The following is a 25,544-nucleotide window of genomic DNA, read 5'->3' as shown; positions in this document are numbered from 1 at the left end:
ACGCCGCGACGAGGGGTCAGGCCGGCAGCCGCCCCTTCCAGCTGGCACAGGGCCGCCAGCTGCGCAACCAGTCGGCGATCGCCGACGCCGCCATCGGCCGGGCAATCACGTAGCCCTGGGCGGTGTCGCAGCCGAGGTCGAGCAGGCGCGCGCCGATCTCCTCGCTTTCCACCCCTTCTGCGATGACGGCGCGCTGAAACACGCCGGCCAGCGCGATCACGCTTTGCACGATGGACAAGTCATCGTGGTCGACCAGCAGGTCGCGCACAAAACTCTGGTCGATTTTCAGGGTGGCCGCCGGCAGGCGGCGCAAATAGGTCAGCGACGAATAGCCGGTACCGAAATCGTCGACGGCAAAATGCACCCCCAGCGCCAGGCAGGCATGCATGACGGTCGCCACTGCCTGCAAGTCGCGCAAGGCGCTGGTCTCGAGAATTTCCAGTTCCAGGTCGCCCGGATCGACTTGCGCGTAGCGCTGCAGCAGCGTGCCCAGGCGCTCGGCGAAATCGGCCATCTGCAAGTGGCTCGCCGCGATGTTGACGCTGACGGGCAAGCGCAGGCCGGCGCTCTGCCAGCGCGCCATCTGCGCCAGCGCCTGTTCAATGACCAGCTCGCCCAGCACCGCTTCCAGCGGGTCGTCCTGCAGCACCGGCAGGAAGGCGGCCGGTGCCAGCAAGCCGCGCTCCGGGTGCTGCCAGCGTACCAGCGCTTCCACCCCGGTGACGGTGCCGAGCCGCATGTTCACCTTCGGCTGGTAGTGCAACAGCATTTCATCGTTGCGCATCGCCAGCGCCAGGCGCGACAACTGCACATTGCGCAGCTCGATACCCGCCTCGAACGCCGAATCGAAGTGGCAGATACGGTTGCGGCCATCGCGCTTGGCGACGAACATGGCCTGGTCGGCATGGCGGATCAGCTGGTCGGCATCGCCGCCGTCGGCCGGGAACACGGTCATGCCGATGCTGGCCGATACCTGCAGCAGCAATTCGCCAATTGCCAGCGGCCGCGCGCACGCCTGCAAGATGCGCTCGACCAGCTGGTCCGGGTAACACGCCGCGCCGACATCCTGCAGCACGACGACGAACTCGTCACCGCCCATGCGCGCCAGGGTGTCGGTGTCGCGGATGGCGCCGAGCATGTTCTGGGCCACCGCCACCAGCACCTGGTCACCGATGTCGTGGCCATAACCGTCGTTGATTTGCTTGAAGCGGTCGAGGTCGAGATACAGCACCGCCACCGACTGCCCCGTGCGTTGCGCCAGCAGCAGTGCCTGCTGCAAGCGGTCGCCCAGCAAAATGCGGTTGGCCAGGGTGGTGAGCGGGTCGAAATGGAGCATCCTCTCGAGCTCTTCCTGCTTGGTGCGCAGCGGCGTGATGTCGGCCACCATCGCCACGTAGTTGTGCACCTTGCCGTTGCTGTCGGCGATCGCATTGATCGACAGCAGGCCCGCATACGCTTCGCCATCCTTGCGCCGGCTCCATGCTTCGCCCTGAAAACTGCCAGTGGCAGCGAGCTCGGCCCACATCGCCTCATGCACTTCCGGCCCCTGGCGCGAAGAGCGGAACATGCGCGGCGACTGCCCCAGCAGTTCTTCGCGCCGGTAGCCGGAAATACGCAAAAACGACTCGTTCACTTCGACGATGCTGCCCACGGCATCGGTAATCAGGATGCCCTCATGGGTGCTGCTAAAGACGCGCGAGGTCAGTTGCAGGCGCGCTTCGGCGCGTTTTTGCAGGGTGATATCGCGGGCGATTTTTGACACGCCAATCACCTTGCCACGCGCATCGTGAATGGGCGAACTGCTGATCGATACATCGACCAGGCCGCCGGACTTGGTGCGCCGCTGCGTTTCAACGTGCTCGACTTTACCGCCCAGCCGCAAGCGGCGCAGGAACTCGTCTTCCTGCTCGCGCAACTCGGCGGGGACCAGCGTATAAATGGAAGCACCGATCATGTCTTGCGCCGAAAAGCCGAAGATCGTTTGGGCGGCGGCATTCCAGCTCAGAATGGTGCCATCGAGCGACTTGCTGATGATGGCGTCGTCAGACGAGGCGATGATCGCCTCGCAGCGGCGGGCGGCGTTGGCCAGCGACACCTGTTCAGAGATGTCGCGGGCGATGTTCGACGCGCCGATGATGCGGCCGGCACCGTCGCGGATCGGCGAAATCGTCACCGACACTGCCAGCAGATGGCCATCGCGGTGCAGCCGCACGGTCTCGAAATGCTCGACTTTTTCGCCCGCCAGGATCTTGGCAAAAATGAGCGCCTCCTCGTCATGGCGATCGACGGGAAACAGCAGCAGCATCGAGCGCCCGATCATGTACGGTGCGGCATAGCCAAACAGGGCCTGGGCACCCACATTCCAGCTGGTAATGTTGCCGGACATGTCCTTGCTGATAATGGCATCATCCGAATTCTCGATGAGCGCCTGGAAATGGTAGCCGGCCTGGGTGATGCCATGCTTTAGCGCAGAGCGGCTGATGGCGGCCGGCGTGCCTGTTTTTCGTTGCTCTGGCATGAACAATTCCTTCTGCTGTACTTCTAAAGGCAATACTTTAGTGACACAGTATGCGCGCATATTTAACAATTAGGGGTACCCTTCGCTGCGTCACGCCGCTCTGGCGTGGCGCTTCAGGCTTGCTGGGCCGCAGCGTTTAGCTGCAGCACGATATGGCGGGCGATCGCGCTCAGCGGCACGATCTTGTCGACGCCGCCCCGCAGCACCGCTTCTTTCGGCATGCCATAGACGACGCAACTGTCTTCGTCCTGGGCCAGGGTGGCAGCGCCGGCGCTGCGCATCTCCAGCAGGCCGGCGGCACCATCGTTGCCCATGCCCGTCATGATGATGCCGAGCGCATTCGCGCCGGCATGCCGCGCCACCGACCGAAACAGCACATCGACGGACGGCCGGTGGCGGTTGACCAGCGGGCCATCGATGACGTCGACGTGATACTGCGCGCCGTTGCGCCTCAACAACATGTGCTTGCCACCGGGAGCGATCAGTGCCAGCCCCGGCATCACCCGGTCACCGTGACGCGCTTCCCTGACGCTGATCTGGCACACGCTGTTGAGCCGCAAGGCAAACGCTTCGGTAAATTTTTCCGGCATGTGCTGGACAATGACGATGCCGGGCGCCACCCGCGGCAGCGCTTTCAATACCACTTCGAGCGCCTGGGTGCCGCCCGTCGAGGTACCGATCGCCACCACCCGCTCGGTGGTGCGCAGCATGGCGCCGGCGCTGCCGGGCGGTGGCAGAATGACGTCGGCGCTGTGCTTTTCGCGCGCCACCAGCATCTTGACATTGGCCCGCGCGGCCGCCTTCACCGCGCCGATCAGCTCAACACTGCTATCGTGCAAAAACTGCTTGAGGCCCAGCTGCGGCTTGGTGATGATGGCCACCGCACCGGCCGCCAGTGCCTCGATCGAGGTACGGGCCCCCTTCTCTGCCAGCGACGAGCAGATCACCACCGGGGTCGGCCGTTCGCTCATGATCTTGCGCAGGAAGGTGATGCCATCCATCCGCGGCATTTCAATGTCGAGCACGATGACGTCGGGCCACTGGACTTTCATGCGCACGCTCGCCAGCAACGGGTCGGCCACCGCGCACAGCACCTCGATGGCGGCGTCGGCCTGCAGCAGTTCGCTGACCACCTGGCGCACCACGGCCGAGTCGTCGATCACCATCACCTTGATGCGGTCCATTTAGTCGGTCCGCGCCATGCCGTCGGCCAGCTCGGCCAACCCGCTGCCACCATCGTCACCATCGCCACCCTGCGCGAGCCCGCCGAGGTCGATGTCCGACAGCACCTGTTCAACATCGAGCAAGATCACAAACTTGCCATTCACCTTGCCCATGCCCTCGATAAAATTGGTGCGGATGCGCGCGCCAAACGCCGGCGCCGGTTCGATATCGGCAGCGGCAATTTCCAGCACGGCGTTGACGGTATCGACGACGATGCCCATGTCGTGGCGCTCGCCCCGTTCGCCGCCCTGCGCCATCTTGCCCCCGTCACCGAGCTCGACGATCACGATGCAGGTGCGCTTGGTCACCGCCGCCGACGGCTTGCCAAAGCGCGCCGCCAGGTCCATCACCGGCACCACGGCGCCGCGCAGATTGATCACCCCGCGTATGCAGGCCGGCATCATCGGCACCTGGGTGATGCCGTCATACTCGATGATTTCCTTGATGTGGAGAATGCCCACCGCCAGCATCTCGCCGCCCAGCATGAAGGTCAGATATTGCTGCTGCTCGACCGCGCCATCGGTCACCGCATTCCCCTGTGGCTGGCGGGCCGGCATCGCCCCGTTGCTGCGCGCGCCCATCAGAATTTGACGAACTGGGATTCATCGAGCTCGCCGGCGGCGGCCAGCGACAGCTTGGCATTCGGCTTGAAACCATCGCGGTCCTTCATGCGCGGCGGCGCCTTCGGCCGGGCCGCCGTGCGCTGCCCGCCGCCATCCATGCCATCGAGGCGGAAGAAGGCCATGGTTTGCTGCAACTGCTCGGCCTGGCTACTCATTTCCTCGGCGGTGGCGGCCAGCTGTTCCGAGCTCGACGCATTATGCTGGGTGGTCTGGCTCAACTGGATGACGGCCGAATTGATTTGCCCCACGCCGGACGATTGCTCGGCCGAGGCGGCCGCGATTTCCTGCACCAGGTCGGACGTCTTGCGGATACTCGGCACCATGTCTTGCAGCAGCTTGCCGGCCTGTTCAGCGAGCATCACGCTGCTGCTGGCGACTTCGCCGATTTCCTGCGCCGCCACCTGGCTGCGCTCGGCCAGCTTGCGCACCTCGGCCGCCACCACCGCAAAGCCCTTGCCATGCTCACCGGCACGGGCCGCTTCGATGGCCGCGTTCAGGGCCAGCAAATTGGTCTGATAGGCGATGTCGTCGATGATACCGATCTTGCGGGCGATCTGGCGCATCGCGGCCACCGTGGCGTTGACCGATTCGCCGCCATCGACCGCTTCCTGCGCCGCCTTGCTGGCCATGCCATCGGTGACGCGGGCGTTGGCGGTATTTTGCGCAATCGACGCCGTCATTTCTTCGATCGAGGCGCTGGTCTGTTCGACACTGGCGGCCTGTTCGCTCGATGCCTGCGACAGCGATTGCGAGGTGGCACTGACTTGCTGGGCGGCGCTGGCGAGCGACTGGGCGCCGCCGTTGACATCCGACACCACCTGGCTGAGGCGGGCGATCATCGCTTGCATGGCGCGCAGCATTTGCCCCGTTTCATCGCTGGCTTGCGAACTGATCTTCACGTTGAGGTCGCCTTCGGACAGGCGGATCGCCGCATCTTTCGCCTGGTTCAGCGGCACTGTCACGCTACGGCTGATCAGCACGCCAAGAAGCAGGCCCAGCGCCAGCGCCGCGCCCATCGCGCCAATCATGGCCTTGCGGCTGTCATTGAACAGGGTCGTGGCATCGTCATATTTTTCCTTTGCACGCACTTCTTTCATCACCGCCAGGTCGGTCATCAGGTCGTCGAGCTTGTCAGCCTGCAAGCGTTCGGCGTTCATCGCGCTGTTGAGTTCATCGCTGCGCTGCGCCAGTTTTTCACGGGCTGCCATGCTCAGCACGATCTGCAAATCCTTGTCGTACGCCTCCCACTGCTTGTCGATGGTGTCGAGCAGTTCCTTCGCCTTCGGCAACTTGAACAGGGGACGCGTCTTGGCCAGATTGTCTTTCCAGTTGGCGATGCTCTTGCGCATGAAGACGAGACGCTGTTCGCGCTCTTCCGGCGATGTTGCCAGCAGGTAGTTGGAACGGGCGCGGCCGATATAAATCAGGTTGATATTCGCTTCTTTGAGATACGACATCGCCATCAAGTCATCGTTATAAATCGATTGGGCGGCGTCGTGGATGCCGCCCGAATTGACAATGCCGATGACGCCGACGACCACGCTCAAGGTGGCCACCAGCAGGAAGCCGGCAATGAGCCGCAGCGAGATTTTGATATGACTAAACATGGTGTTGCTCCTGAGTGAAACATGGGTAAGGCAACGGCCCGCGCCAGGCGGCGCGGGCAGGAAGGCATGCGATCGGTGTCAGCTACATGGCGGCGTCCCGGCTGTAAATCGATGGTCCCAGCGCCCGCACCAGGTCGGTCACGCCGTGCAGGCTTTCGGCGTGGCCGATGACAAAGCGGCCGTGCGGCTTGAGCAGGCCGATCACGCGCGCCACCACCTGCTGCTTGGTTCTGGCGTCGAAATAAATCATCACATTGCGCAAAAAGATCAGGTCGAAGGCGCCCAGCGCTGGCAGCGGCACATTCAAATTGACCTGCATAAAACAGACGCGCTGGCGCAGGCGGCGATCGATCAGCAGCGTGCCCTGCTGTTGGCCGGTACCCTTCAGGCAAAAGCGCTTGAGATAGGCCGGCGGCATGTGGGTGGTGCGCTCGAGCGGGTAGTGCCCCAGGCGCGCCCGTTCCAGCACGCGCATGCTGATGTCCGACCCCACCACTTCCCATGGCGCCTCGTGCAGACAGTCGGCCAGCACCATGGCGATGCTGTAGGCCTCCTCGCCACTCGAGCTGGCCGCACTCCAGACGCGCAGCATCTGGCCGGGCTGGTGCACCGTGCGCACATACTCGCGCAGCATGTCGAAGTGCTTGGGCTCACGAAAAAAATACGTCTCGTTGGTGGTCAACAGATCGATGGCCGCCTGCACCTCGGCGGCGGCATGGCCGCTGGCCAGCAGGCGAAAGTAATCGCCATAACTGTGCAGCTGGCAGTGTTGCAGGCGCCTGGCCAGGCGGCCGCTGACCAAGGCCTTCTTGGCCGCCGACAGGCTGATGCCGGCAGCGTCGTGGATGAAGCGCTGGAACTGGACGAATTCCTGGTCGCTGATGGCGATCGGCTGCTGCATGGCAGGCGCCGCCAGTTGCTCATGAGACGCCATGTTCATGACGCCCCCGCACTGGCGCGCTGGCTGGCCAGTTGCGCAAACAGCGCTGGCACATCAAAAATGAGCGCCACCTCACCGCTGCCGAGGATGGTCGAACCGCTGATGCAGGCGACCTGATTGAACAGCTTCGCCAGCGGCTTGATGACAGCCTGGAATTCGCCGATCAGGGTATCGACGACGATGCCGCAGCGTTGCCCCGCATGGTGGACGACGACGATACTCTCGCGCCGCACCGCGGCGGCGTCGATGGCGAACAGGTCGCGCAGCCGCACCAGCGGCAACACCTGACCGCGCAGATTGGTGTAATCGTGGCCCGGCTCGCACGAGAATTGCACGCATTCTTCGATCATATCGAGGGGAATGACGAACACCGACGGGCCGACGCCCACCTGAAACCCATCGATGATGGCCAGCGTCAGTGGCAGGCGCACGGTGATGGTGGTACCGCGCCCCGCTTCGCTGTGCACGCCGACACTGCCGCGCAAGGCATTGATGTTGCGCTTGACGACGTCCATGCCGACCCCGCGCCCGGACAGATTGGTGATCTGGGCGGCGGTGGAAAAGCCCGGTTCAAAAATCAGCGCATAAATCTCGTTCTCGCCCAGCACGCGCCCCGGCTCGACCAAACCACGCTCGATTGCCTTGGCGAGAATGCGTTCGCGGTCGAGGCCACCACCGTCGTCGCTGACGGTAATGACGATGCTGCCGGAATCGTGGCAGGCGTCGAGCTTGACCACGCCGACCGCCGGCTTGCCGTGCGCCGCACGGACAGCGGCCGGCTCGATGCCATGGTCCATGGCATTGCGCAACAAGTGGGTGAGCGGGTCACCGATGCGCTCGACCACGGTCTTGTCGAGCTCGGTATCGACCCCGCTCACCTGCAGCACGATGTCCTTGCCGATTTCGCGGGCGACGTCATGCACCACGCGCTGAAAACGGTTGAAGGTGGCGCCGATTTTCACCATGCGCAGTTGCAGGGCACTGTCGCGGACGTTTTCCACCAGGGTGGCCAGGGTCGAGGCACAGTCGTGCAGCTCGGCGATCTGGGCGCGCCCGGCGATCAGCTTGGCCGACGCGCTGACGATGATCAGTTCGCCCACCAGGTTGATCAATTGATCGAGCTTGTCGGCATCGACGCGGATCGAGCGGTGTTCTGCGGTTTTCGCCGTCGTCGCCCGGACCTCGCCCTGTGGCTGCGGTTGCGGCTGTCGGTCTGCCGGGCCTGCGACCGGCGCCGCTGCAGATTCAGCTACAGGTTCAGCTACAGGTTCAGCTACAGATTCAGATTCAGATACAGGTTCAGGGGCCGCCTGCAGCGCCAGCACGCCATCGATGTCGGTTGCCGTCATGGTGCCGCACAGGAGCAATAAATCGCCCAGCGCGTCGGCGTGGGCCGCCAGATCGCCCAGCAGGGCCGCGTAGCGGGCGACCGGACTGCCTGGTGCCACCATCTGCAACACACAATCGTCGCGCACGAATTCAAAGGCGCCTTCGATGGTGGCGACGTCGGCGCTGCTTCTGAAGACGATATGAAAGCCCAGGTAGCAGCATTCGGGGTCCATGGCGGCAGCCTGCGGCAAGCCGTCATCGAGGGTGACGATAGCGACGATCTGGCCGAGCGTGCCCAGGTAGCCGATGAAGGACAGCGGGTCCATACCGTTTTTCAACACCTCGCTGCCGAAGCGCACCGTGATGTGCCAGACACCGCTCTGGCTGCTGCCCGACGGCGCCGGCGCGATGGCGGCAACAACGGCGCTGCCGCCCGGTTCCAGATAGGCATGTAAAGCTTGTACAAGGGGCGCGCCGGCCTTGCTGATGGCAGTGTCGGCGTCCATCCGGCCACTGGCGACCACGGCCACCATGGCGCCGATATGGTCGCCGCAGGCAAGCAGCAGGGCCACCAGCTGGTCGGCGAGCAGCAGCCGGCCGCCGCGCGCTTCGTCGAGCACGCTTTCAAGCACATGGGTGAAGCTGACCACATGATCGAGCCCGAACAGGCCGGCGGAGCCCTTGATGGTGTGGGCGGCGCGAAAAATCGCATTGACCAGTTCGCTCTTGTCGGGCGCCGCCTCCACGGCAAGCAGCGCCTGTTCCATCTCTTCAAGCAATTCGCCGCACTCGATCAGGAAGGTTTGCAGTACGGCGTCCATGTTCATGGTGCGGTCCTGTTGTTGCTGGCGGCCATGTTGTTGCTGGCGGCCATGTTGTTGCTGGCGGCCATGTTGTTGCTGGCGGCCATGTTGTTGCTGGCGGCGCCAGTGGCAAACATCGCGCCCAGGCCCAGCAGCGCCAGCACTTCCAGCACCGGCCGGCTGCTTGCCGCCAGGCGCAGATCGCCGCCCAGCGCCAGCGCCGTGCGCTTGGCCAGCATCAGCAACTGCACCCCGGCACAGTCGATCTCGCTGACGCCAGCGAGGTCCAGCTCGATCACGGTGCCAGCAGCGAGCGCTGCCAGCAGGACCTGCTTGAGGTCCGCCGCGCGATAAATGCTCAGTTCGCCATCGAGGCACACGGTCAGCGTCTTCATGGCAGGCACAGCTTCTGCACGGCGGCCAGCAACTGCTCGGCCTTGAATGGCTTGACCATCCATGCGCGGGCGCCGGCCGCCTGGCCTTCGCGCTTTCTGGCGTCGTCCGACTCGGTGGTGAGCATCATGATGGGGGTGAACTTGTAGTTCGCCATCTGTTTGACTTGCCGGACAAAGCTGATGCCATCCATGACGGGCATGTTGACGTCGCTGATGATCAGATGCACTTTCTGGCCGGTCAAGCGCGCCAGCCCATCCTGGCCGTCGCGCCCTTCCAGCACCACATAGCCGGCCCCCTTGAGAGCGATGCCGATCACTTGCCGCATCGATGCGGAGTCATCTACTACCAGTATCGTTTTTGTCATTTTCAAACCTCAGTAAACAGCGTGGCGGAACGGTCGACGGTATTTGTCAGGGCGCCGCTGTGAACGGCATGCTGATCGGACATCACGTAAGTCTTCTTCAGCTTGCCCAGCAGGGCCGGCACATCGAGCGCATCGATCTGTCCGGCCTGTTCGAAGCGCGTGCAGGCGGCATCGAGGTGCGGCGGGAATTGCTGGATATTGGCCGAGACCTGGGTCAGGATCTGGTTGACGCGGTCTTGAAACTGCAGCTGCACCAGCGCCTCGCCCACCTGCTCCTTGATGCCCAGGCTTTCATCCTTGAGCAGGCTGGTCGAGCGCAGCAAGGCGTCGGCCACACCCTTGAAATCGGTCAGTACCGCGCCGATCACGGTATCGGTCGATTGCAGCGAGCGGTGCTGGTCATCGACCGACAGCTCGGCCGCCTGGCAGGTGGCAAATATCGCCGCGCTGATGTCACGCACCTTCAGCGCCATGCGCCCGCCGGTATCGCCCGACTGGTTCGACAGCATGCGGAACTCGGCGGCCAGCACGGCAAAGCCGCGTCCCAGTTCGCCGCCGCGCGCCGCTTCGATGGCGGCATTTAGGGCCAGCAAGTTGGACTGGGCGGCGATACTGGCAACCGCGGCCGACATGTCCTGCAACTCGGCGATGAACTGCCGCAAATCCTGGACCTTGCCGAGCATGGTAGTCATGCTGAGCATGGCGTCCGACTGTTGCACCAGCACGGCCGACAGTTGCTGCCGGCTGCGCGCCAGCACCGCCACCAGGTCGTCGCCATCGACCGGTTCGCTGGCCTGGCTGGATGCCTGCAGCGCCTGCTCGAGCCGCTCAACGATGCTGGCAAAGCGCATCGCCAGCGACTCGACCGCGCCATCCATCTGGATGCGGGCCGCTTCGATGTGGCCGGCCCAGACCGGCACCACGGCATGGCCGAAGTCCTGTTGCGCCGCCAGGTACCGGGCCAGCATCTGTTGCTGCTGGCGGTAGGCAGCGGCGCTGCGCCGGACCAGCAGGATGGTGGCGATCGCCAGTGCGGCGGCCACGACAGCGAGCGGCCAGCGCCAGCCGCCTGCTGCCAGCATGCCAAGCGTACCGGCGAAGCCGAGCGCGCCGAGACGCCAGCCGTCCGGATGAATGCGGTGATAAATATTCACGAAATTTCCTAAGGGTAATTATATACCCTGTTTATTGTTGTCAGCGCAACAACACGCGGAGGCAGCACGAGTCGATCCATCCAGGGCCTGAGGGGCCACAGATCCTGGAGGGGGAAGTAAAAATCGTGGTGAGGAACTATTAGCGCCGGAAGCCAGCATTCGGTCTTAAAGCAGTGAAACCTGCACGCCGTGTCACATGAGCTACCTTCTGAGAGAATTCAAGCGGCAACAATTCGTTGTCAAGGATTAAACAAGAACAACTTAAGTTACTCTTAAGAATTATTAGACTTGATAGTACGTTACATGACAGGCTTCTCGCTAACAATTTTAAAAAAATGACACCAATCGTGTTGTTTGTTCGCGATTCGTTATCAACAACAAAACGGAATTTTGTTGAACTTGTCGATATGTATATTTATCGACGGTAAAAAATATTCAATTGCCAATGGACGGTATGGGGTGGCTGACGCGTTGCCTTATTTTCTGTAAAAGCAACAGTCTGGTGCGCCCAACGAGTCTGACCTTGCGCAATCGGCCAGCAAGCCGTCTTCGCACAGGCGCGCGAGCGTTTGCGCACTTGTTGCTATACAAGTTCAATAATCAGACCCCGCGGTGAGGTGAGCACCCCGCCGTCGCAATCGGGGGTCGACAGACAGTGGCGGCGCTGTAGAAGCGTTACTGATCTGGCCAATTGAAGAAGCAACCGGGGTGGGGAGATAGCCTGCTGGAGGCCTGAATCGGAATGTTGCCGGCCTGTCCTGACGCGCTCAACATCGTCGCCCTCTTGTGTCCAGAGGCACGTAAAAATCGTGCTGTCACGTGGTGTTTATCCGAATGCATTACAAGTCGAATTGGCTGATGGAGAATTACCGGCTGACCTTGATTGGCCGCCCGCCGAGCCAGGGCTGCTAAATTTTTACACATGGGACAGTCACCTGCTTCAAACGACAGGCGGGACTGGCGCGCAATCGCCTGTCGCATGTTTCTCGAATCGAAAAGCGCGCTTAGCGTCGTCGGCCACCGCTGACAATTACGCCAGCGATGGCTGTGCCGCCCCTGCCCGCACATGCCGCAGCTTGACCAGCAGCACCGACAGCGCCGCACACAGCATCAGCCCCCCCGCCAGCCGGATCACATTGTCCGGCCGCCCGCCGAGCCAGGCCTGGTAATACAGCGGTAAGGTAAAAATCTGGATGATCATGGGGATCACGATGAACATATTAAAAATGCCCATGTAGACACCGGTGCGCTCAGGTGGAATGCAGCCGGCCAGCATGATGTAGGGATTGCCCATGATGCTGGCCCACGCCAGGCCGATGCCGATCATGGCGACGAACAGCCAGCCGGGCGCGCTGATCAAGGGAATGCACAGCATGCTCGCGCCCGCCAGCGCCAGGCACACGCTGTGCACCACCTTGGGACCGAAGCGGCGGGTGAACGGCACCAGCGCAAAGGCAGCAATGAAGGCAATAAAATTATAGAAGGCGCCAATCTGGCCGTTGAGCAGGCCAGCATCGCGAAAGCCGGCGGTGAGCGGGTCGCTGGTATGAAACACGGTTTTCGCCAGCGACAGCGAGATGTATTGCCAGTAGCAAAACAAGGCATACCATTGAAACAGCTTCATCACCGCCAGCTGGCGCATGGTGGGCGGCATTTCTCGGATCGCCAGCGCGATCTCGGCCACCACGGCCTTGCCCCCGCGACGGGCGGCGCGCAATCTGGCCAGGTCGGCGGCGGCCAGCGGCGTCTCCGGCGTGGTGTACAGGCTCCACAGCACGCTGGAGATGGAAAACACGGCGCCGATCAGAAAAGCGGCAATGACGATATGGGGAATATGGCTGGCGTTGGTGGCATCCTTGTTCATGCCAAACCACACCAGTAGCGACGGCGTCAGGTAAGCGAGCGTCTGCCCCAGCCCGGTAAAAGCGCTCTGGGTCAGAAAGCCCAGCGCGTGCTGGGCCGGCGCCAGCTTGTCGCTGACATACGCGCGGTACGGCTCCATCGTCACATTGTTGGCCGAGTCAAGCACCCACAACAGGCTCGCTGCCATCCACAGCGTGGGACTAAATGGCATCGCCAGCAATCCCAGGCTGCACAGGATGGCACCGATCAGGAAATACGGCGTGCGCCGGCCCCAGCGGGAGACGGTGCGGTCGCTCATGGCACCGACAATGGGCTGGATGATCAGCCCCGTCATCGGCCCCGCCAGCCACAGCAGCGGCAAGGTCGCTTCGTTGGCGCCCAGGTAGCTGTAGATGGGACTCATGCTGCTTTGCTGCAGTCCAAAACTGAACTGGATGCCAAAGAAGCCGACATTCATGTTGACGATTTGCCAGAACGACAGGTGCGGTTGGTGCGCCATGATGGACTCTCTGAGTTTCGCTTTGATTGATCAGTCCGCGAGCCAGCGCAGCAGCCACGGCTCGTAAAATGTCAGGTCGGCCGGCACGGCGCCGGCAATACCGCAAACGGCGGCGGCAAAGGCGTTGGCACGTTGCAAGGTCGTCGCCAGCGGCCATCTAAGTGTGCTGCCCAACAGATAGATAGCAGAAAAGGCGTCACCCGCGCCCACCGTGTCGACCAGAGCAGGCGCAGCTGCCGCTGCTGCCGTCACGTAGCTGCCATCGGCAGCCAGATAGACGGCGCCGTGCGGACCGAGCGTGACGATCAAGCCGAGCACGCCGAAGTTGTCCATCAGGCCGACGCACGCCATCCGCAGCGCGATGTCACGCATGTCGACACCAGCGACCAGCGCCGCTGGCCGCGCCGCCGGATTGCACCAGTCAAACAGGGCGCCCAGTTCGTACTCATTGACCTTGACCACATCGGCTTCATGGAGGGAGGCGAACACGCAGGCGGCATCGGTCTGGCCGTCTCGCAGATTGAGGTCGAGGAAGCGGCGTGCGGCGTGCGGTGTCGCCGCCAGTAGCGTCGCCAGCGCGGTCCGCGCGCCGGCGCTGCGCTGGGCCAGCGTGCCAAAGTAAATGGTCGACGGCGTGCAGCGCGCCAGCGCGGTGCACGCCAGCGCGCCATCGATGGCGTCGTAAGCCTGGTCCGGCAAGATGATGAAGCGGTGGCTGTCGCCATCGGCTTCGACCAGCACGCGGCCGGTGGGCGCGCTGGCATCGCTCTGCAAGCCATCGACGCGCATGGCAAAACGGCTGAATTCGGCAAGTACGCGCGCACCGTTATCGTCGCTGCCGATGCGGGTGATCATCAACGGCGGGCAGGCCAGGGGCGCGAAGGCGGCCAGGTGGCGGGCGACATTGAACGGTGCGCCACCAACCACCTGGACGGTCGCAAAATCGTCGATCAGCGCTTCGCCGAATAGCACGATTGAGGCGTCGCTTGCCGCGGGCAAGGGAGAAGTCGTCATGTCAGTGTGCCCCGCCGCTGTCATTGCCATCACCGGCGCGCGTCAGCCACAGCATGCCCCATGGCGCCAGCAACACCTGCGGCGGCTGGCCCGGCCAGTGGCCCGCCTCCAGCGACGCCAGCGTCAGCGTGATGGTGCGGCCAGAAAAATTCGACAAGCTCAAAAAATCCTCGCCGCGCATCAAAGCCAGCACGGCGCCATCGGTACACGGCAGCAGCCGGCGCGGCTGGGCGGCGGCAAGCGCCGGCTGCGCGCGCCGCTGCGCCGCCAGCGCGCCAAAGGCGGCAAAAACGGCGCCGGCCCCGGCTGTGCCGACATCGTCGCGCCGGGCCAGGCGCACTTCATCGAGCGCGGCGCGCTGCACCCAGCGGGTGTCGTGGGCACGCTGCGGATCACTACGATAGCTGTCGTCGTTCGGTGCCCCCAGTTCATCGCCCATGTACAGCAGCGGCACACCGCCGAACGCATACGCCAGGCCATGCAGCAGCAGCAGGCGGCGCAAGCCGTCGGCCTGCTCGTCCGCACCGCCGGCATCATCGTAACCGGCCAGCGCAGCGGCACTGCCATTGGTGGCTTGGCCCGACTGGAAGGGCACGCCGTTGGCAAAACTGCCAGGGCCAGCGTGAAAAAACGCGGCAACGTCGTCCAGCCGCGACATCGATCCCGCTTCATCGGCCAGCACTTTCCAGCCAATGTCGTCGTGACAGCGCACATAGGTAATCCAGCTGGCGCCGGGGGGCAGCGGCGGTGTCGTCGCAATCACCGTGCGCAGCATGCTGGTGTCCTGCTCGGCCAACGCAGCCCAGCCGGCCGCCATCAGGGTGCTGTGGTACGCCAGCTGGCACTCGGGCGCGGCCGGCGTGCCGAAGTACGCGGGCAGGTGGCGCGTCGGCACAATCGCTTCGGCCTTGAGCAGCACGCCGGGGGCGACGATGTCGACCAGCGCGCGCAGCGCCTGCAGGATGCTGTGCGCTTCGGGCTGGTTCATGCAGCTGCTGCCTTCGCGCTTCCACAAAAAGGCCGTCGAATCGAGCCGAAACGCGTCGACGCCGCGATTGGCCAGGCGCAGCAGGGCCGCCGTCACTTCGGCAAACACGGCCGGGTTGGCGTAATTAAGGTCCCACTGGAAGGGATAAAAGGTGGTCCAGACCCAGCCGCCGACGTCTTCCACCCAGGTGAAGTTACCCGGTGCAGCTTGAGGAAACACCTGACCGACGGTCGCCTCGAAGCGGTCGGGCAGCGTGCGGTCGGGGTACACATGAAAAAATTCGCGCAAGGCGGCCTCGCCGCTAGCGGCGCCCAGCGCCCACGGATGGTCGTCAGCCACGTGGTTCAGTACCAGGTCGGCGCACAGGCTGATGCCCGCTTCGCGCAGCGCCGTGCAAAGTGCATCGAGGTCATCATTGTTGCCCAGCGCGGGATCGACGTCGTCGAAACTGGCCAGCGCAAAGCCACCATCGTTTTCGCCGGCGCGCGGGCGCAAAAACGGCAGCAAGTGCAAGTAATTGACGCCGGCCGCGCGCAGGTGCTCAATGCGCCCGGCCACCCCGCGCAGGGTGCCGCCGAACTGGCGCACGTAAGCACTGTAGCCGAGCATCTGCTCGCTGGCGAACCATTGTGGGGTCGCACTGCGTGCGGCATCTTGCGCCAGCAGTGGCGCTGGCCGCGCTGCATGCAGCTGGCCAGCCGTTTCCAGCAGCGCGCCGTACCAGCGGGGGAAATCGCCAGTTACGCCGTACAGCTGCTCAAGGCGCTGGTACAGCACGGCGCCATGTTCGGCGTAGCGGCGTGCGGCATCAGCGCGCAAATGCACGGGGAGCACGGCCAGCAGCCGTTCGGAATAAGGAGTGTGCATGGTCATCGTTTCAATGAAATACAGCCGGCGTGCGCACACGCCGGCTGCCTGGACGAGGCCTATTTAAAAGGCGTACTTGAGGCCGACCTTGACGGCGCGGCCGGTGATGGCGCGGGCGGCGTGGCCATCGCCTTCAACTTCGGTGTAACCGAGCTTGTTGAACAGATTATTAAAGGTCAGCGACACCTGTACCGCCTTGTTCACCTGGTAGTTGACGAAACCATGCACCACCTGGTACGCCGGCATCAGGATGGTGTGCGCATCGTCCGCCCACGCTTGGCCAGTGCCGACCACGCTCACGCCAAAATTGGCATCACCCACAGTGTAGGTCGGCGCGACCTGGTAGACCACGCGCGCCTGGCGCCGTGGCGTGTTGCCAATGGCCGCTTCGCCGCCGGGTGCGGTGGCAGTAATTTTTGCATTCGTCACGGTCAGGCCGCCGTTGATGGTGAAGGCACCAATCTGGTAGGCCGATTCGACTTCCACGCCCTTGGCATCGTAGCTGTTGGCGGTGGTTTTCTGGGTGGTCGCTTCGTAGTTGGTCTCGTCGGTCTTGGCCTGGAAGGCGGTGACAAAGGTGCTCAAGGCGCCGCTGCGCCATTTGACGCCGCCTTCGAGCTGCTTGACAGTGTTGATGTTGATCGGTTTGCTGCCATCGAGCGGGGTACCAAACAGGATGCGGTCGGCGTTAAACGCCACGCCGTCGCTGACGCGGGCGAAAAAGGCCAGCGCTGGCGTGACCTTGTAATTGCCGCCCGCCGAGTACGAGGTGTGATTGAGGCTGTAGTTGATGAACTGGCGGGTGGCCGGATCGTAGCGCAAGCCGCCAGTGGCGATATTGGCCTGGCCATCGGCCTGCTGACGGTCGCGCCGCACGCTGGCGTCGACGTTGAGGGGACCGCGTTCGAGGCCCAGGTTCAGGTAGGGCGAGGTGTATTTGTACTGCATGTCGATGGCGCGCGAGCAGCAGCCGCCAAAGGCCGGACCGATCAGACCAGGGGTGCTGCTGGCGGTCTTGAGCAGGGCCGGGTTGTTGCCGGTCTCTTGCATCAGGTATTCATTGAAATTCCATGTCAAGCCCAGCTTCTGGCGCGACAGGTACAGGCCGGCGGTCGTGGTCAGGCGCATGTCGTCGGCCAGCGCAAAGGTGCGCGCGACGCGGGTGTCGCTCATGGTCGAACCGGCGTCGTCGATTGAGGTATTGAACACCACGGCGGAAAAAGCACGGCCATTGTAGGCGGTGCCGGTGGCCGGTCCGCTGGCGATGGTGTAGCTGCCGACCGCGCCGTTGTTGGCGGGGAACACACCGATGAAGTGACCGGTATTGGTCGAACTGCGGAAGTTTTCAGACAGTGTCCAGCCGGCGCCCAGCGCCAGTTGCGCTTCGATGCCGATGGTGTCGCTCTTGACCGTCAGGCCGTCGTTGACGTTGCTGCCAACACGCTGGTTGTTTTTATTCAGGGTGACATCGGGCACCCAGTTCGGCGAATAAAAACTGACCTTGCGCGGGTCGATGCCATCGATGGTGGAAATGGTTTTGTTGCTCACGCTAACCGGCACTGGCAGCGCCGTCGGCGTCTGGTCGTCAAGGTGCTTAAGGGAAACGCGCACGAAGCCGCCGTCGAAGTCGCGGGTGATATTGGCACGGATCTGGCCGCCCTTCTCGCTGGTCACGCCGCTGTTGCGGATGCCTTCGCCACTGCGATAGAAGCCGCCGATGAAGAAACGGGTCTGATTGTCGATCGGTGCGCCATAGTCGAAGTCGACGCGCTTGCTGTCGTAGCCGAGGCCGCTCGAAACGCCAACGCTGCCGCCCTTCTCGGTGCCGGTCTTGCTAATAAAATTGATGATGCCACCCGGCGAATTGGTCGCCATGGTCGAGGCCGAGCCGCCGCGCACCACTTCGAGATGCGACAGCGAACCATCGAGGCGCACATAGGCGTCCGGGGTAATAAAATTGAAGTCACCCGACTGCAGCACCGGCAGGCCATCTTCCTGGATTTGCACGTAGCGGGCGCCGCCGGCGGAAATCGGCACGCCGCGCACGGTGATATTGGCATTGCCTTCGCCGCCGGAGGACTCCGAGCGCACGCCCGGGACCGAGCGCAGCAGTTCAGCGGCGCTGGTCGGCGCGCTGTGGGCGATCGCTTCGGCTTCCATGGTGCTGACCGACACGCTCGACTTCATCTTGCTTTGGCCACCACTGGTGCCGGTGACGACGATGCGCTCCATGTTCAAGCCATCGGCGGCGGGGGTGGCAAGCGGCTGCTGCTGGGCGCTGGCGCTCATGTGCAATACGGCCATCGATACGGCTGCCGCCATGCGGGTGAAATTCGCGTTCATGCTGTCTCCAATATTATAGTTATCGCCACAGATGTGGGAGGCGTACCTTGCCGGCCGCACCGTCCATGCATCTGGCGGTGAGTTCATTATGGCGATCATGGAGACTGAATGCAAACGATTGCAAAGGCTCGTTGTTTCCTGTTGTATTTGCGGAACGACACGCTTTTGACCCGCATTACAAGGTTACTTTCGATTGCCTGGCTCAAAAATACGCTTTTTAAAAGACAAAAAAATTCATGCAAGCGTTTTTATACAAACGTTTGCAACGAGCGACAATGAAGACCGGGTTCAGGCTGGGGGAGCGCTGCTGCTGGATCGAATGACGAGATCGGTGGGCAACTGCAGCGACGCCGCGGTCGTGCCATTGACCAGCGCCAGCAGCGCCGCCACCATGGCTTGACCGGCCGCATCCGTGCTCTGGCGCACGCTGGAAATGCGCGGATGAAATAGCGCGGCCTGGGCGATGTCGTCGTAACCGACCACCGCCACCTGCTCCGGCACGCTCACCGCGCGCCCGCGCAGGGCATCGATGGCGGTCATCGCCAGCAGGTCGCTGCATGCAAAGATGGCGTCATAGTCGACCCCGCGGCGCGCCAGTTCGGCCACCGCCTGGGCTCCGCCTTCGGGCAGAAACGGCACCGACACCTGCAGCTGGGGATCGACCGGCAGCTGCTGGCGCGCCAGTGCGGCGCAGTAACCCTGGTAACGCTGCTGCGGTTCGGGCAGCGCGATGTCGCCGAAGAAGGCAACGCGCCGCCTCCCTAGCGCAAGCAGGTGCCCGGTGGCGGCGAGCCCGCCTTGCAAATTGTCGCTGCCGATGCAGCAATAGAGCTGGTTGGGCAGCTGCGCGCCCCATACCACCATCGGCACCTGGCGCGCGGCCATCGCGTTGAGCTGCTGGTGGCGGCCCCACTGGCCGATGATGATCATGCCGATCACGCGGCCACTGTCGAACGGCGCCGAAGCGGCCTCGAATTCGTCGGTACTGATGCGCGAGAACAGCATCTCGTAGCCCTGCTCGGTGAGGGCATCGGCGAGACTGCCCAGCATCGCCAGCAAAAACGGATCGGACAGATGCTGGCGGCTGGCGCGCTCGAACGGGATCAGCACGCTAACCGTGCGGTTCTGTTTCATGCGCAGGTTTTGCGCGCCGACGTTGACAGCGTAGCGCAGCGAACGGGCCAGTTCGAGGATGCGCTCACGGGTTTCTTCGTTGACCAGCGGGCTGTGGCTCAAAGCGCGCGACACGGTGGCGGTAGAGACGCCGGCCAGGCGGGCGATATCGGCCATCTGCAGGCGGCGGGCGCTGCCCGCACCGACAGCGCTTGCTACAGGAGGCCGTCCGGCATTGGTCATGAAAGGGCTTTCTGAATGGCCCCGTGCGGGCAATACGTGATTGTAATTGTAATTGTAATTAAGCTGGGCGCCGGACGGCTGGCCCGCCAGCCACGCGAGGTGGCGGGCCGATCAGCTTATGTTTCGCTAACCTCGACACCCTTCCAGAACGCCACGTAGGTGGCAATCTCAGAGGCCGCCGATTTCGGTTCGGGGTAATACCAGGCGGCATCCTTGTTGATTTTGCCGTTGACGTCGAGGTCGTAATAACTGGCCGTGCCTTTCCACGAGCAGACCGTGGTTTTGTCCGATTTCTTGAAAAAATCCATGCGCAAGGCCGATGGGGGAAAGTAATGATTGCCTTCGACCACCCGCGTTTCTTTTGAATCCGCTACCACTTCACCATTCCATCGTGCTTTCATTGCCGCTCCTGGTCATTGTGGGCCCGCTGTTAGCCTGCTGTTCGCTGCGACTGCCGGTTCATCATACCAACAATCGGCGCTGGCTACCCGGCGCCCACGCTTGGATCGGCTGCTACGCCTGACAAGCACCAACTGTCACCGATTCCAGACGACGATAAGTCAGCAAGCGCAACAAACCCCCATGCTATGATCGAAATGATCATTTTTACATAAGATAACTTCAGCAGCTTTCACCGTCCTCACGGCCTTATTCTGCCAGCGCGGTTGCCCGACAGAGCGTGCTTCCACCACGACCGCATAACTGAAACCATCGTGAAACCATCGTGAAAACCTCGTGAAAACACTGCATGCGCGCGGCCAGAATTATTTGCTCTCCGAGTTGTACGCCCAAGAGTTTGACCGCTTGCTGCCATCACTGGTGCCGCTGATGCTCACGCGCGGCGAGGTGCTGTACCAGGCCGACGGCGCCATGCCGTTTGCGTACTTTCCCACCACCACCATCGTTTCCATCGATGCGACCCTGGCCGATGGCAACACCGTCGAAGTGGCGAGCATCGGTAACGAGGGCGTGGTCGGCCTGCCGATTTTTCTCGGCGGCACTCTCTCGCCCAACCGCGCCATCGTCCGCATCACCGGGCGCTGCTACCGCATCGAGTCGGCGCTGCTGCTCGATGAGTTTTATCGGCGCGGCCCGCTGCTACAGCTGCTGTTGCGCTACGCCCAGGCGATGCTGTCGCAACTGGGCCAGCGTGTCGTCTGCAACGGCCACCACTCGGCCGAGCAGCGCCTGTGCACCCTGCTGCTGCAAATGATGGACCGCACGTTCGCCGTCGAATTTGCCATCACCCACGAAGAACTGGGCCATCTGCTGGGGGTGCGCCGCGAAACCGTCACCGACGCCGCCATCGAACTGCAGGCACAGGGCATCATCAAATACCGGCGTGGCCATGTCGCCGTGCGCGACCGCGCCGGCATTGCCGGCCGCTGCTGCGAATGCTACGACATCATGCGTCACGAAACAGCGCGCCTGCTGCCCAACCGCCAGACCCGGCAGTTTCACTAAGCGCACACCGCGTTTTTAGTTGCCCCAGCTACATCAATGTGTGCAAGCACACTGACATTGACTGCGCAAAAGAACACCGTGGGGGAATCTCCGCTTCCGCATTCGCCCAACCAAGGAATTCATCCATGCTCACCGTGCTTCATCCTCGCGAAAACCGCCTGCTCGCAGAACTGGGCAGCACCGAATTTCAGCGCCTCGCGCCGCACTTTGAGCTCGTTGCGCTCGATCGTGGCGAAGTGCTCTACCAGGCCGATGGAAAAATGGCGTATGCCTATTTCCCAGTCACCGCCACCGTCTCGGTCGACTATCTGCTCGAAGCGGGCGGCACTTCCGAGATCTGCCGGATCGGCAATGAAGGCATGCTCGGCGTCACCCTGTTCATGGGCGGCCAGCGCTCGGCCGGCCGCGCCGCCGTGCAAACGGGTGGCTACGCCTACCGCCTCGCCGCGGCGCGCCTGATGGAAGAGTTTTATCTGGGTGGTCCCGTACTGCGCCTGCTGCTGCGCTACACCCAGGCGCGGCTGACGCAGATTTCGCAACTGGCCGCCTGCAACAGCCACCACAGCACCAAGCAGCGCCTGTGCCGCTATTTATTGCAGATGCTCGACCGCTCCCAGTCCAACGAGCTGACCGTCACCCAGGAAGAAATCGGCGCGATCATCGGCGTGCGCCGCGAAGGTGTCACCGATGCCGCCCGCTGGCTGCAGGAACGCGACATCATCCGCTGGCGGCGCGGCCGGGTAACGGTGCTGAGCCGTGCAGGACTGGTCGAGCACGTCTGCGAATGCTATGGCGTGGTGCGCCAAGCCACCCGTCTGCTGCTGCCCGACCTGCAAACGGCCTCGCCCGGCATGCGCAGCGTGTGGCGCGCCAGCGGCGCCCTGCGCAGTGACCAGCTGGCGACAGCGGAACGGCGCGCCCCGCGCGCGGGCAGCCACGGCCTCAAGGCCGACCCTGGTCAAGCGCTGCGGACCGTGGCCACTTGACTACCGTGGTCCGGCGCCGCCACCACGCCTTGACCGCTTCGAACCACAGCATACTGACAATCACCGCAGCGGCGCCGATGGCTGCCAGCGTCAGCGACGGCAGCGTAAAACTGAAGAACAGGCGCAGCGCCGGCAGCCCCAGGATCAGCGCGAGCAAACTGCTTGCCGCCAGCGCAATGCAAGTGAACATCCGATTGCGCGGGGCGCCGCCGCCCCAGCTGGCCTGCGAAAACGAACGGTTGGCGTAGATCAGCCCCAGGTTGGCCACGGTCAGGGCGACGAAGCTGGTAGCGCGGATGGCGCCATCGGGCTCGCCCAGTGCATGGCCGGCGATGTTCACGCCAACCAAGGCCAGCAGCAGGCCGGTCCCCTGCCACAGGCCGCGCCACAACAGCGGCCAGTCGAACAGGCGCGCGCGCGCCGCCCGCGGTGCTACCTGCATGGCACCGGGCTCGCTCGGTTCGGCCTCGAACACCAGCGAACAGGCGGGGTCGATCACCAGCTGCAAAAACAGCACGTGCACGGGCATGAGCAAGATCTGCCAGCCGGCCAGCACGGGAATAAACGACAGGCCGACGATGGGCACATGGGCGGCGACCACGAACACGATCGCCTTGCGCAAATTGGCAAACACGCGCCGGCCATGGTCGACGGCCGTGACCAGCGAGCCAAAACCGTCGTTCAATAAAATCAGCGCGGCCGCCTCGCGCGCCACATCGGTGCCGCGCGCACCCATCGCCACGCCGATGTCGGCCGCTTTCAGGGCAGGGGCATCGTTGACGCCGTCGCCCGTCATCGCCACCACCTGACGGGCAGCGTGAAAGGCGCGCACCAGCTGCAGCTTTTGGGCCGGCTGCACGCGGCAAAAAATGCTGGTGTCGGCCAGCCGCAGGGCCAGCGCGGCGGCGTCCATGGCAGCCAGTTCGGCGCCGCTAACGACCCGCAACGGCTGCTCGAGCGGCCCCACCAGCCCGGCCTGGGCGGCGATCGAACGCGCCGTCGCCGGGTGGTCGCCGGTGATCATCACCACGCGGATGCCGGCCTGGCGGCATTGCGCAATCGCCGCCGGGACGTCCGCGCGCAGCGGGTCTTCCAGCGCGATCAGGCCGAGAAAAGTGTAATCGAAGGCGTGCTGATGCGGCGGCAGGACAGCGTCGGCGCACAGCGCGCGCGCCACTCCCAGCACGCGCAAGCCCTGGCCGGCCATGCGCGCCACCTGCGCGCCGATGGCATCGGCGCGCGCTGCGTCGAGGTGACAGAGGTCGATGATGGCTTCCGGTGCGCCCTTGACGGCGATAATTTTTTCGCCCGCCCCGCCCGCCTGCCAGACACGCGCCATCGCCAGCAGCTGTTTCGACAACGGGTAATCGGCCAGCAGCGTCCAGTCGGGGTGCAGGTGATCGGACCGCGCCAGCAGCCGTTGGCCGGCAGCGCCGATGGCCGATTCCATCGGATCGAAGGCGCGCCGGTGGCTGGCCAGCACGGCAAATTCGAGCACCTCGTGGAGGGCGTCGGGCAGCGCAGCGTCGCCAGCAGCGGCAGCATCATAAAACGCCGCTTCGCTCCACAGCGCGCGCAGCGCCATGCGGTTGGTGGTCAGGGTGCCGGTCTTGTCGACGCACAGCAAGGTGGTGGCGCCCAGCAGCTCGATGGCGGGAATGCGCCGCGCCAGCACGTGTTCGCGCGCCAGCCGCCAGGCGCCCAGGCCCAGAAAGATGGTCAGCACCACTGGCAATTCTTCCGGCAACACTGCCATGGCAAAAGTCAGTCCGGTCAGCAGCGCGCGCAGCCAGTCGCCGCGCAGATACCAGTACAGCAGCGCCAGCAGGGCCGCCAGCACCAGCCCAACGAGCGCCACCCGCAGCACCACGCTGCGGGTTTCTTTCTCGATGGCGGTGGGGCCCGTGCTGATGGCAGCGAGCGAAGCGCCGATGCGACCGAGCGCGCTGCGCGCGCCGGTGGCGATCACGATACCGCGCGCCGTGCCCTGTACCAGCAGGGTGCCGGCAAACAGGTGCGTCGCGTTAGCTTCGCCCGCCCCCTGCGCCCCCGCCGCTTTCATCACCATCATCGCTTCACCGGTGAGCATCGATTCGTCGACCGTGACGTTGGCGGCATCGATCAGGCGCACATCGGCCGGCACCCGGCTGCCCTCGGCGACCAGCACCAGGTCGCCGCAGACGAGTTCGCGCGCCGCGATCGTTCGCACCACGCCGCCGCGCGTGACCTGGGCCGTCGGGCTGGCCAGCTGGCGCAGCGAGGCCAGGGCGTTTTCGGTGCGGCGCTGCTGGAACAAGGTCATCGCCATCACCAGCGCCACAAAGCCCAGCAGCATCAGCGCTTCGCCGCGATCGCCCAGCAACAAATAAATGCCGCCACAAGCGACCAGCAGCAGAAACATCGGCTCGCTGAGCACCTGCAGCAGCAGCCGCAGCAGCGAGCGCCGGCGCGCTTCGTCGAGTGCGTTGGGGCCGTCGCGCTGCAGGCGGGCGGCCCCTTCGGCCTCGCTCAGCCCGGCGGCGTCATCGAGCGGCGCCGCGGCGGCCATCAGGCCATCGTCATATTGTCGACCACGGCGTGCACGCCGGGCGTATTCCACGCCGTTTCGCGCGCCACCGAGCGCTCGCGCCAGTCCGGCACCACGCCCGACAGCGTGACCTCGGTGCCACTGACCGTCACGCCAATTTTCTGCGCTTCGGTATGCGCGCGCCGCTGCAGGGCCGCTTCGATGTCGCCCTTGACCAGCTGTACATTGGCGACCGGCTCAATATGGATTTGATTGCTCACGCCCTTTACCCCCGTCAGGTAGCGCACGGCGGCAGCGACCGCCTGGCGCTGGTATTCCCAGGTCACCGTGCCGCTCAAGGTCACGAAGGCATCTTCCACCAGTGCCTTGATCTGCTGCTTCGGCACGAAATTCTGCCACGCCAGCGCGTGGTTGACGGCGCTGGCAATATCGCTGTCGTCGCGCCGGGTGTCGCCCGGCAAGTGCACCGCCAGTTCCACTGCCACCGACTGTACACCGACCACGCGCTGCACGGCGCGCTCGGCGTCCCATTTTTCGCCATAACTGCCCACCCGCCCCTGCAGCGTGACCACGCCGCCATTTGTCTGCACCCCGATCAGGGCGGCATTTACCGATGGCTCCCAGCGAAGTTCAGCCAACACATCGTCACGCAATTGCAGGTCGGTTTTCATGTGATTCT

At 63.8% G+C, this 25,544-nt stretch carries 19 protein-coding genes; 2 read left to right on the top strand and 17 right to left on the bottom strand.

The genetic code is table 11. The features are described from left to right. Positions 1-16 precede the first annotated feature (16 nt). The 15 genes from ACP7BZ_RS06940 to ACP7BZ_RS06870 form a co-directional block, all read right to left on the bottom strand. A complete protein-coding gene (locus ACP7BZ_RS06940) occupies positions 17-2,518 on the bottom strand; it encodes a sensor domain-containing protein (RefSeq protein WP_426111400.1) in 2,502 nt (833 codons plus the stop codon). Between the two features lie 113 nt (positions 2,519-2,631). Beyond that, positions 2,632-3,702 carry a protein-glutamate methylesterase/protein-glutamine glutaminase gene (locus ACP7BZ_RS06935; protein ID WP_426111398.1) on the bottom strand — a complete coding sequence of 357 codons (1,071 nt, stop codon included), beginning with the start codon at positions 3,700-3,702 and terminating at the stop codon, positions 2,632-2,634. Then, positions 3,703-4,323, bottom strand: coding sequence for a chemotaxis protein CheW (locus ACP7BZ_RS06930; protein WP_426111396.1), 621 nt, complete (start codon positions 4,321-4,323; stop codon positions 3,703-3,705). It abuts the gene before it with no gap. Continuing rightward, positions 4,323-5,972 carry a methyl-accepting chemotaxis protein gene (locus tag ACP7BZ_RS06925; protein WP_426111394.1) on the bottom strand — a complete coding sequence of 550 codons (1,650 nt, stop codon included), beginning with the start codon at positions 5,970-5,972 and terminating at the stop codon, positions 4,323-4,325. The genes ACP7BZ_RS06930 and ACP7BZ_RS06925 overlap by 1 nt, the downstream gene beginning before the upstream one ends. Positions 5,973-6,054: 82 nt before the next feature. Continuing rightward, entirely contained in the window at positions 6,055-6,912 is an 858-nt protein-coding gene (locus tag ACP7BZ_RS06920; protein WP_426111392.1) for a CheR family methyltransferase, read from the bottom strand. Beyond that, a complete protein-coding gene (locus ACP7BZ_RS06915) occupies positions 6,909-9,068 on the bottom strand; it encodes a chemotaxis protein CheA (RefSeq protein WP_426111390.1) in 2,160 nt (719 codons plus the stop codon). Before ACP7BZ_RS06915 ends, ACP7BZ_RS06920 begins: the two co-directional genes overlap by 4 nt. Then, positions 9,065-9,439, bottom strand: a complete 375-nt coding sequence (locus ACP7BZ_RS06910) for an STAS domain-containing protein (protein ID WP_426111388.1) — start codon at positions 9,437-9,439, stop codon at positions 9,065-9,067. The genes ACP7BZ_RS06915 and ACP7BZ_RS06910 overlap by 4 nt, the downstream gene beginning before the upstream one ends. After that, entirely contained in the window at positions 9,436-9,804 is a 369-nt protein-coding gene (locus ACP7BZ_RS06905) for a response regulator (RefSeq protein ID WP_426111386.1), read from the bottom strand. Before ACP7BZ_RS06905 ends, ACP7BZ_RS06910 begins: the two co-directional genes overlap by 4 nt. Before the next feature lie 2 nt (positions 9,805-9,806). After that, positions 9,807-10,958 carry a methyl-accepting chemotaxis protein gene (locus ACP7BZ_RS06900; RefSeq protein ID WP_426111384.1) on the bottom strand — a complete coding sequence of 384 codons (1,152 nt, stop codon included), beginning with the start codon at positions 10,956-10,958 and terminating at the stop codon, positions 9,807-9,809. A gap of 1,030 nt (positions 10,959-11,988) precedes the next feature. Beyond that, entirely contained in the window at positions 11,989-13,320 is a 1,332-nt protein-coding gene (locus ACP7BZ_RS06895) for an MFS transporter (protein ID WP_426111382.1), read from the bottom strand. A gap of 30 nt (positions 13,321-13,350) precedes the next feature. Continuing rightward, positions 13,351-14,334: a PfkB family carbohydrate kinase gene (locus tag ACP7BZ_RS06890; RefSeq protein ID WP_426111380.1), complete on the bottom strand. Its 984-nt coding sequence runs from the start codon at positions 14,332-14,334 to the stop codon at positions 13,351-13,353. 1 nt (position 14,335) lies between these two features. Beyond that, entirely contained in the window at positions 14,336-16,189 is a 1,854-nt protein-coding gene (locus tag ACP7BZ_RS06885) for an alpha-amylase family glycosyl hydrolase (RefSeq protein WP_426111378.1), read from the bottom strand. A 63-nt stretch (positions 16,190-16,252) separates the two neighbouring features. Beyond that, positions 16,253-18,532, bottom strand: a complete 2,280-nt coding sequence (locus tag ACP7BZ_RS06880) for a TonB-dependent receptor domain-containing protein (protein ID WP_426111376.1) — start codon at positions 18,530-18,532, stop codon at positions 16,253-16,255. 288 nt (positions 18,533-18,820) lie between these two features. Further along, on the bottom strand, positions 18,821-19,888 hold the full coding sequence (locus ACP7BZ_RS06875) for a LacI family DNA-binding transcriptional regulator (RefSeq protein WP_426111374.1): 1,068 nt from the start codon (positions 19,886-19,888) through the stop codon (positions 18,821-18,823). 116 nt (positions 19,889-20,004) lie between these two features. Next, positions 20,005-20,289 (bottom strand): DUF427 domain-containing protein, encoded by a 285-nt coding sequence (locus ACP7BZ_RS06870; RefSeq protein WP_426111372.1) that lies wholly within the window; start codon positions 20,287-20,289, stop codon positions 20,005-20,007. A gap of 334 nt (positions 20,290-20,623) precedes the next feature. Here ACP7BZ_RS06870 and ACP7BZ_RS06865 point away from each other — a divergent pair, with 334 nt between their 5' ends. After that, on the top strand, positions 20,624-21,352 hold the full coding sequence (locus tag ACP7BZ_RS06865; RefSeq protein WP_426111370.1) for a Crp/Fnr family transcriptional regulator: 729 nt from the start codon (positions 20,624-20,626) through the stop codon (positions 21,350-21,352). A gap of 125 nt (positions 21,353-21,477) precedes the next feature. Beyond that, positions 21,478-22,338 carry a Crp/Fnr family transcriptional regulator gene (locus ACP7BZ_RS06860; RefSeq protein WP_426111368.1) on the top strand — a complete coding sequence of 287 codons (861 nt, stop codon included), beginning with the start codon at positions 21,478-21,480 and terminating at the stop codon, positions 22,336-22,338. On the opposite strand, the gene ACP7BZ_RS06855 is transcribed toward ACP7BZ_RS06860, so the two are convergent. Further along, positions 22,295-24,937, bottom strand: a complete 2,643-nt coding sequence (locus ACP7BZ_RS06855; protein ID WP_426111365.1) for a cation-translocating P-type ATPase — start codon at positions 24,935-24,937, stop codon at positions 22,295-22,297. The two genes, ACP7BZ_RS06860 and ACP7BZ_RS06855, sit on opposite strands and share 44 nt — an antisense overlap. After that, positions 24,886-25,536, bottom strand: coding sequence for a BON domain-containing protein (locus ACP7BZ_RS06850; protein ID WP_426111363.1), 651 nt, complete (start codon positions 25,534-25,536; stop codon positions 24,886-24,888). The genes ACP7BZ_RS06855 and ACP7BZ_RS06850 overlap by 52 nt, the downstream gene beginning before the upstream one ends. Between the last annotated feature and the right edge of the window lie 8 nt (positions 25,537-25,544).

The organism is Massilia sp. PWRC2 (genome assembly GCF_049896725.1).
Taxonomy (GTDB): domain Bacteria; phylum Pseudomonadota; class Gammaproteobacteria; order Burkholderiales; family Burkholderiaceae_D; genus JAFCUW01.
This window is presented reverse-complemented; position numbering and strand designations above follow the sequence as displayed.

What these genes read in the sequence shown, in the direction of transcription:
- ACP7BZ_RS06940 (WP_426111400.1), bottom strand. Translation starts at nt 2,518, where the DNA reads ATGCCAGAGCAACGAAAAACAGGCACGCCGGCCGCCATCAGCCGCTCT.
- ACP7BZ_RS06935 (WP_426111398.1), bottom strand. Translation starts at nt 3,702, where the DNA reads ATGGACCGCATCAAGGTGATGGTGATCGACGACTCGGCCGTGGTGCGC.
- ACP7BZ_RS06930 (WP_426111396.1), bottom strand. Translation starts at nt 4,323, where the DNA reads ATGGGCGCGCGCAGCAACGGGGCGATGCCGGCCCGCCAGCCACAGGGG.
- ACP7BZ_RS06925 (WP_426111394.1), bottom strand. Translation starts at nt 5,972, where the DNA reads ATGTTTAGTCATATCAAAATCTCGCTGCGGCTCATTGCCGGCTTCCTG.
- ACP7BZ_RS06920 (WP_426111392.1), bottom strand. Translation starts at nt 6,912, where the DNA reads ATGAACATGGCGTCTCATGAGCAACTGGCGGCGCCTGCCATGCAGCAG.
- ACP7BZ_RS06915 (WP_426111390.1), bottom strand. Translation starts at nt 9,068, where the DNA reads ATGAACATGGACGCCGTACTGCAAACCTTCCTGATCGAGTGCGGCGAA.
- ACP7BZ_RS06910 (WP_426111388.1), bottom strand. Translation starts at nt 9,439, where the DNA reads ATGAAGACGCTGACCGTGTGCCTCGATGGCGAACTGAGCATTTATCGC.
- ACP7BZ_RS06905 (WP_426111386.1), bottom strand. Translation starts at nt 9,804, where the DNA reads ATGACAAAAACGATACTGGTAGTAGATGACTCCGCATCGATGCGGCAA.
- ACP7BZ_RS06895 (WP_426111382.1), bottom strand. Translation starts at nt 13,320, where the DNA reads ATGGCGCACCAACCGCACCTGTCGTTCTGGCAAATCGTCAACATGAAT.
- ACP7BZ_RS06890 (WP_426111380.1), bottom strand. Translation starts at nt 14,334, where the DNA reads ATGACGACTTCTCCCTTGCCCGCGGCAAGCGACGCCTCAATCGTGCTA.
- ACP7BZ_RS06885 (WP_426111378.1), bottom strand. Translation starts at nt 16,189, where the DNA reads ATGCACACTCCTTATTCCGAACGGCTGCTGGCCGTGCTCCCCGTGCAT.
- ACP7BZ_RS06880 (WP_426111376.1), bottom strand. Translation starts at nt 18,532, where the DNA reads ATGAACGCGAATTTCACCCGCATGGCGGCAGCCGTATCGATGGCCGTA.
- ACP7BZ_RS06875 (WP_426111374.1), bottom strand. Translation starts at nt 19,888, where the DNA reads ATGACCAATGCCGGACGGCCTCCTGTAGCAAGCGCTGTCGGTGCGGGC.
- ACP7BZ_RS06870 (WP_426111372.1), bottom strand. Translation starts at nt 20,289, where the DNA reads ATGAAAGCACGATGGAATGGTGAAGTGGTAGCGGATTCAAAAGAAACG.
- ACP7BZ_RS06860 (WP_426111368.1), top strand. Translation starts at nt 21,478, where the DNA reads ATGCTCACCGTGCTTCATCCTCGCGAAAACCGCCTGCTCGCAGAACTG.
- ACP7BZ_RS06850 (WP_426111363.1), bottom strand. Translation starts at nt 25,536, where the DNA reads ATGAAAACCGACCTGCAATTGCGTGACGATGTGTTGGCTGAACTTCGC.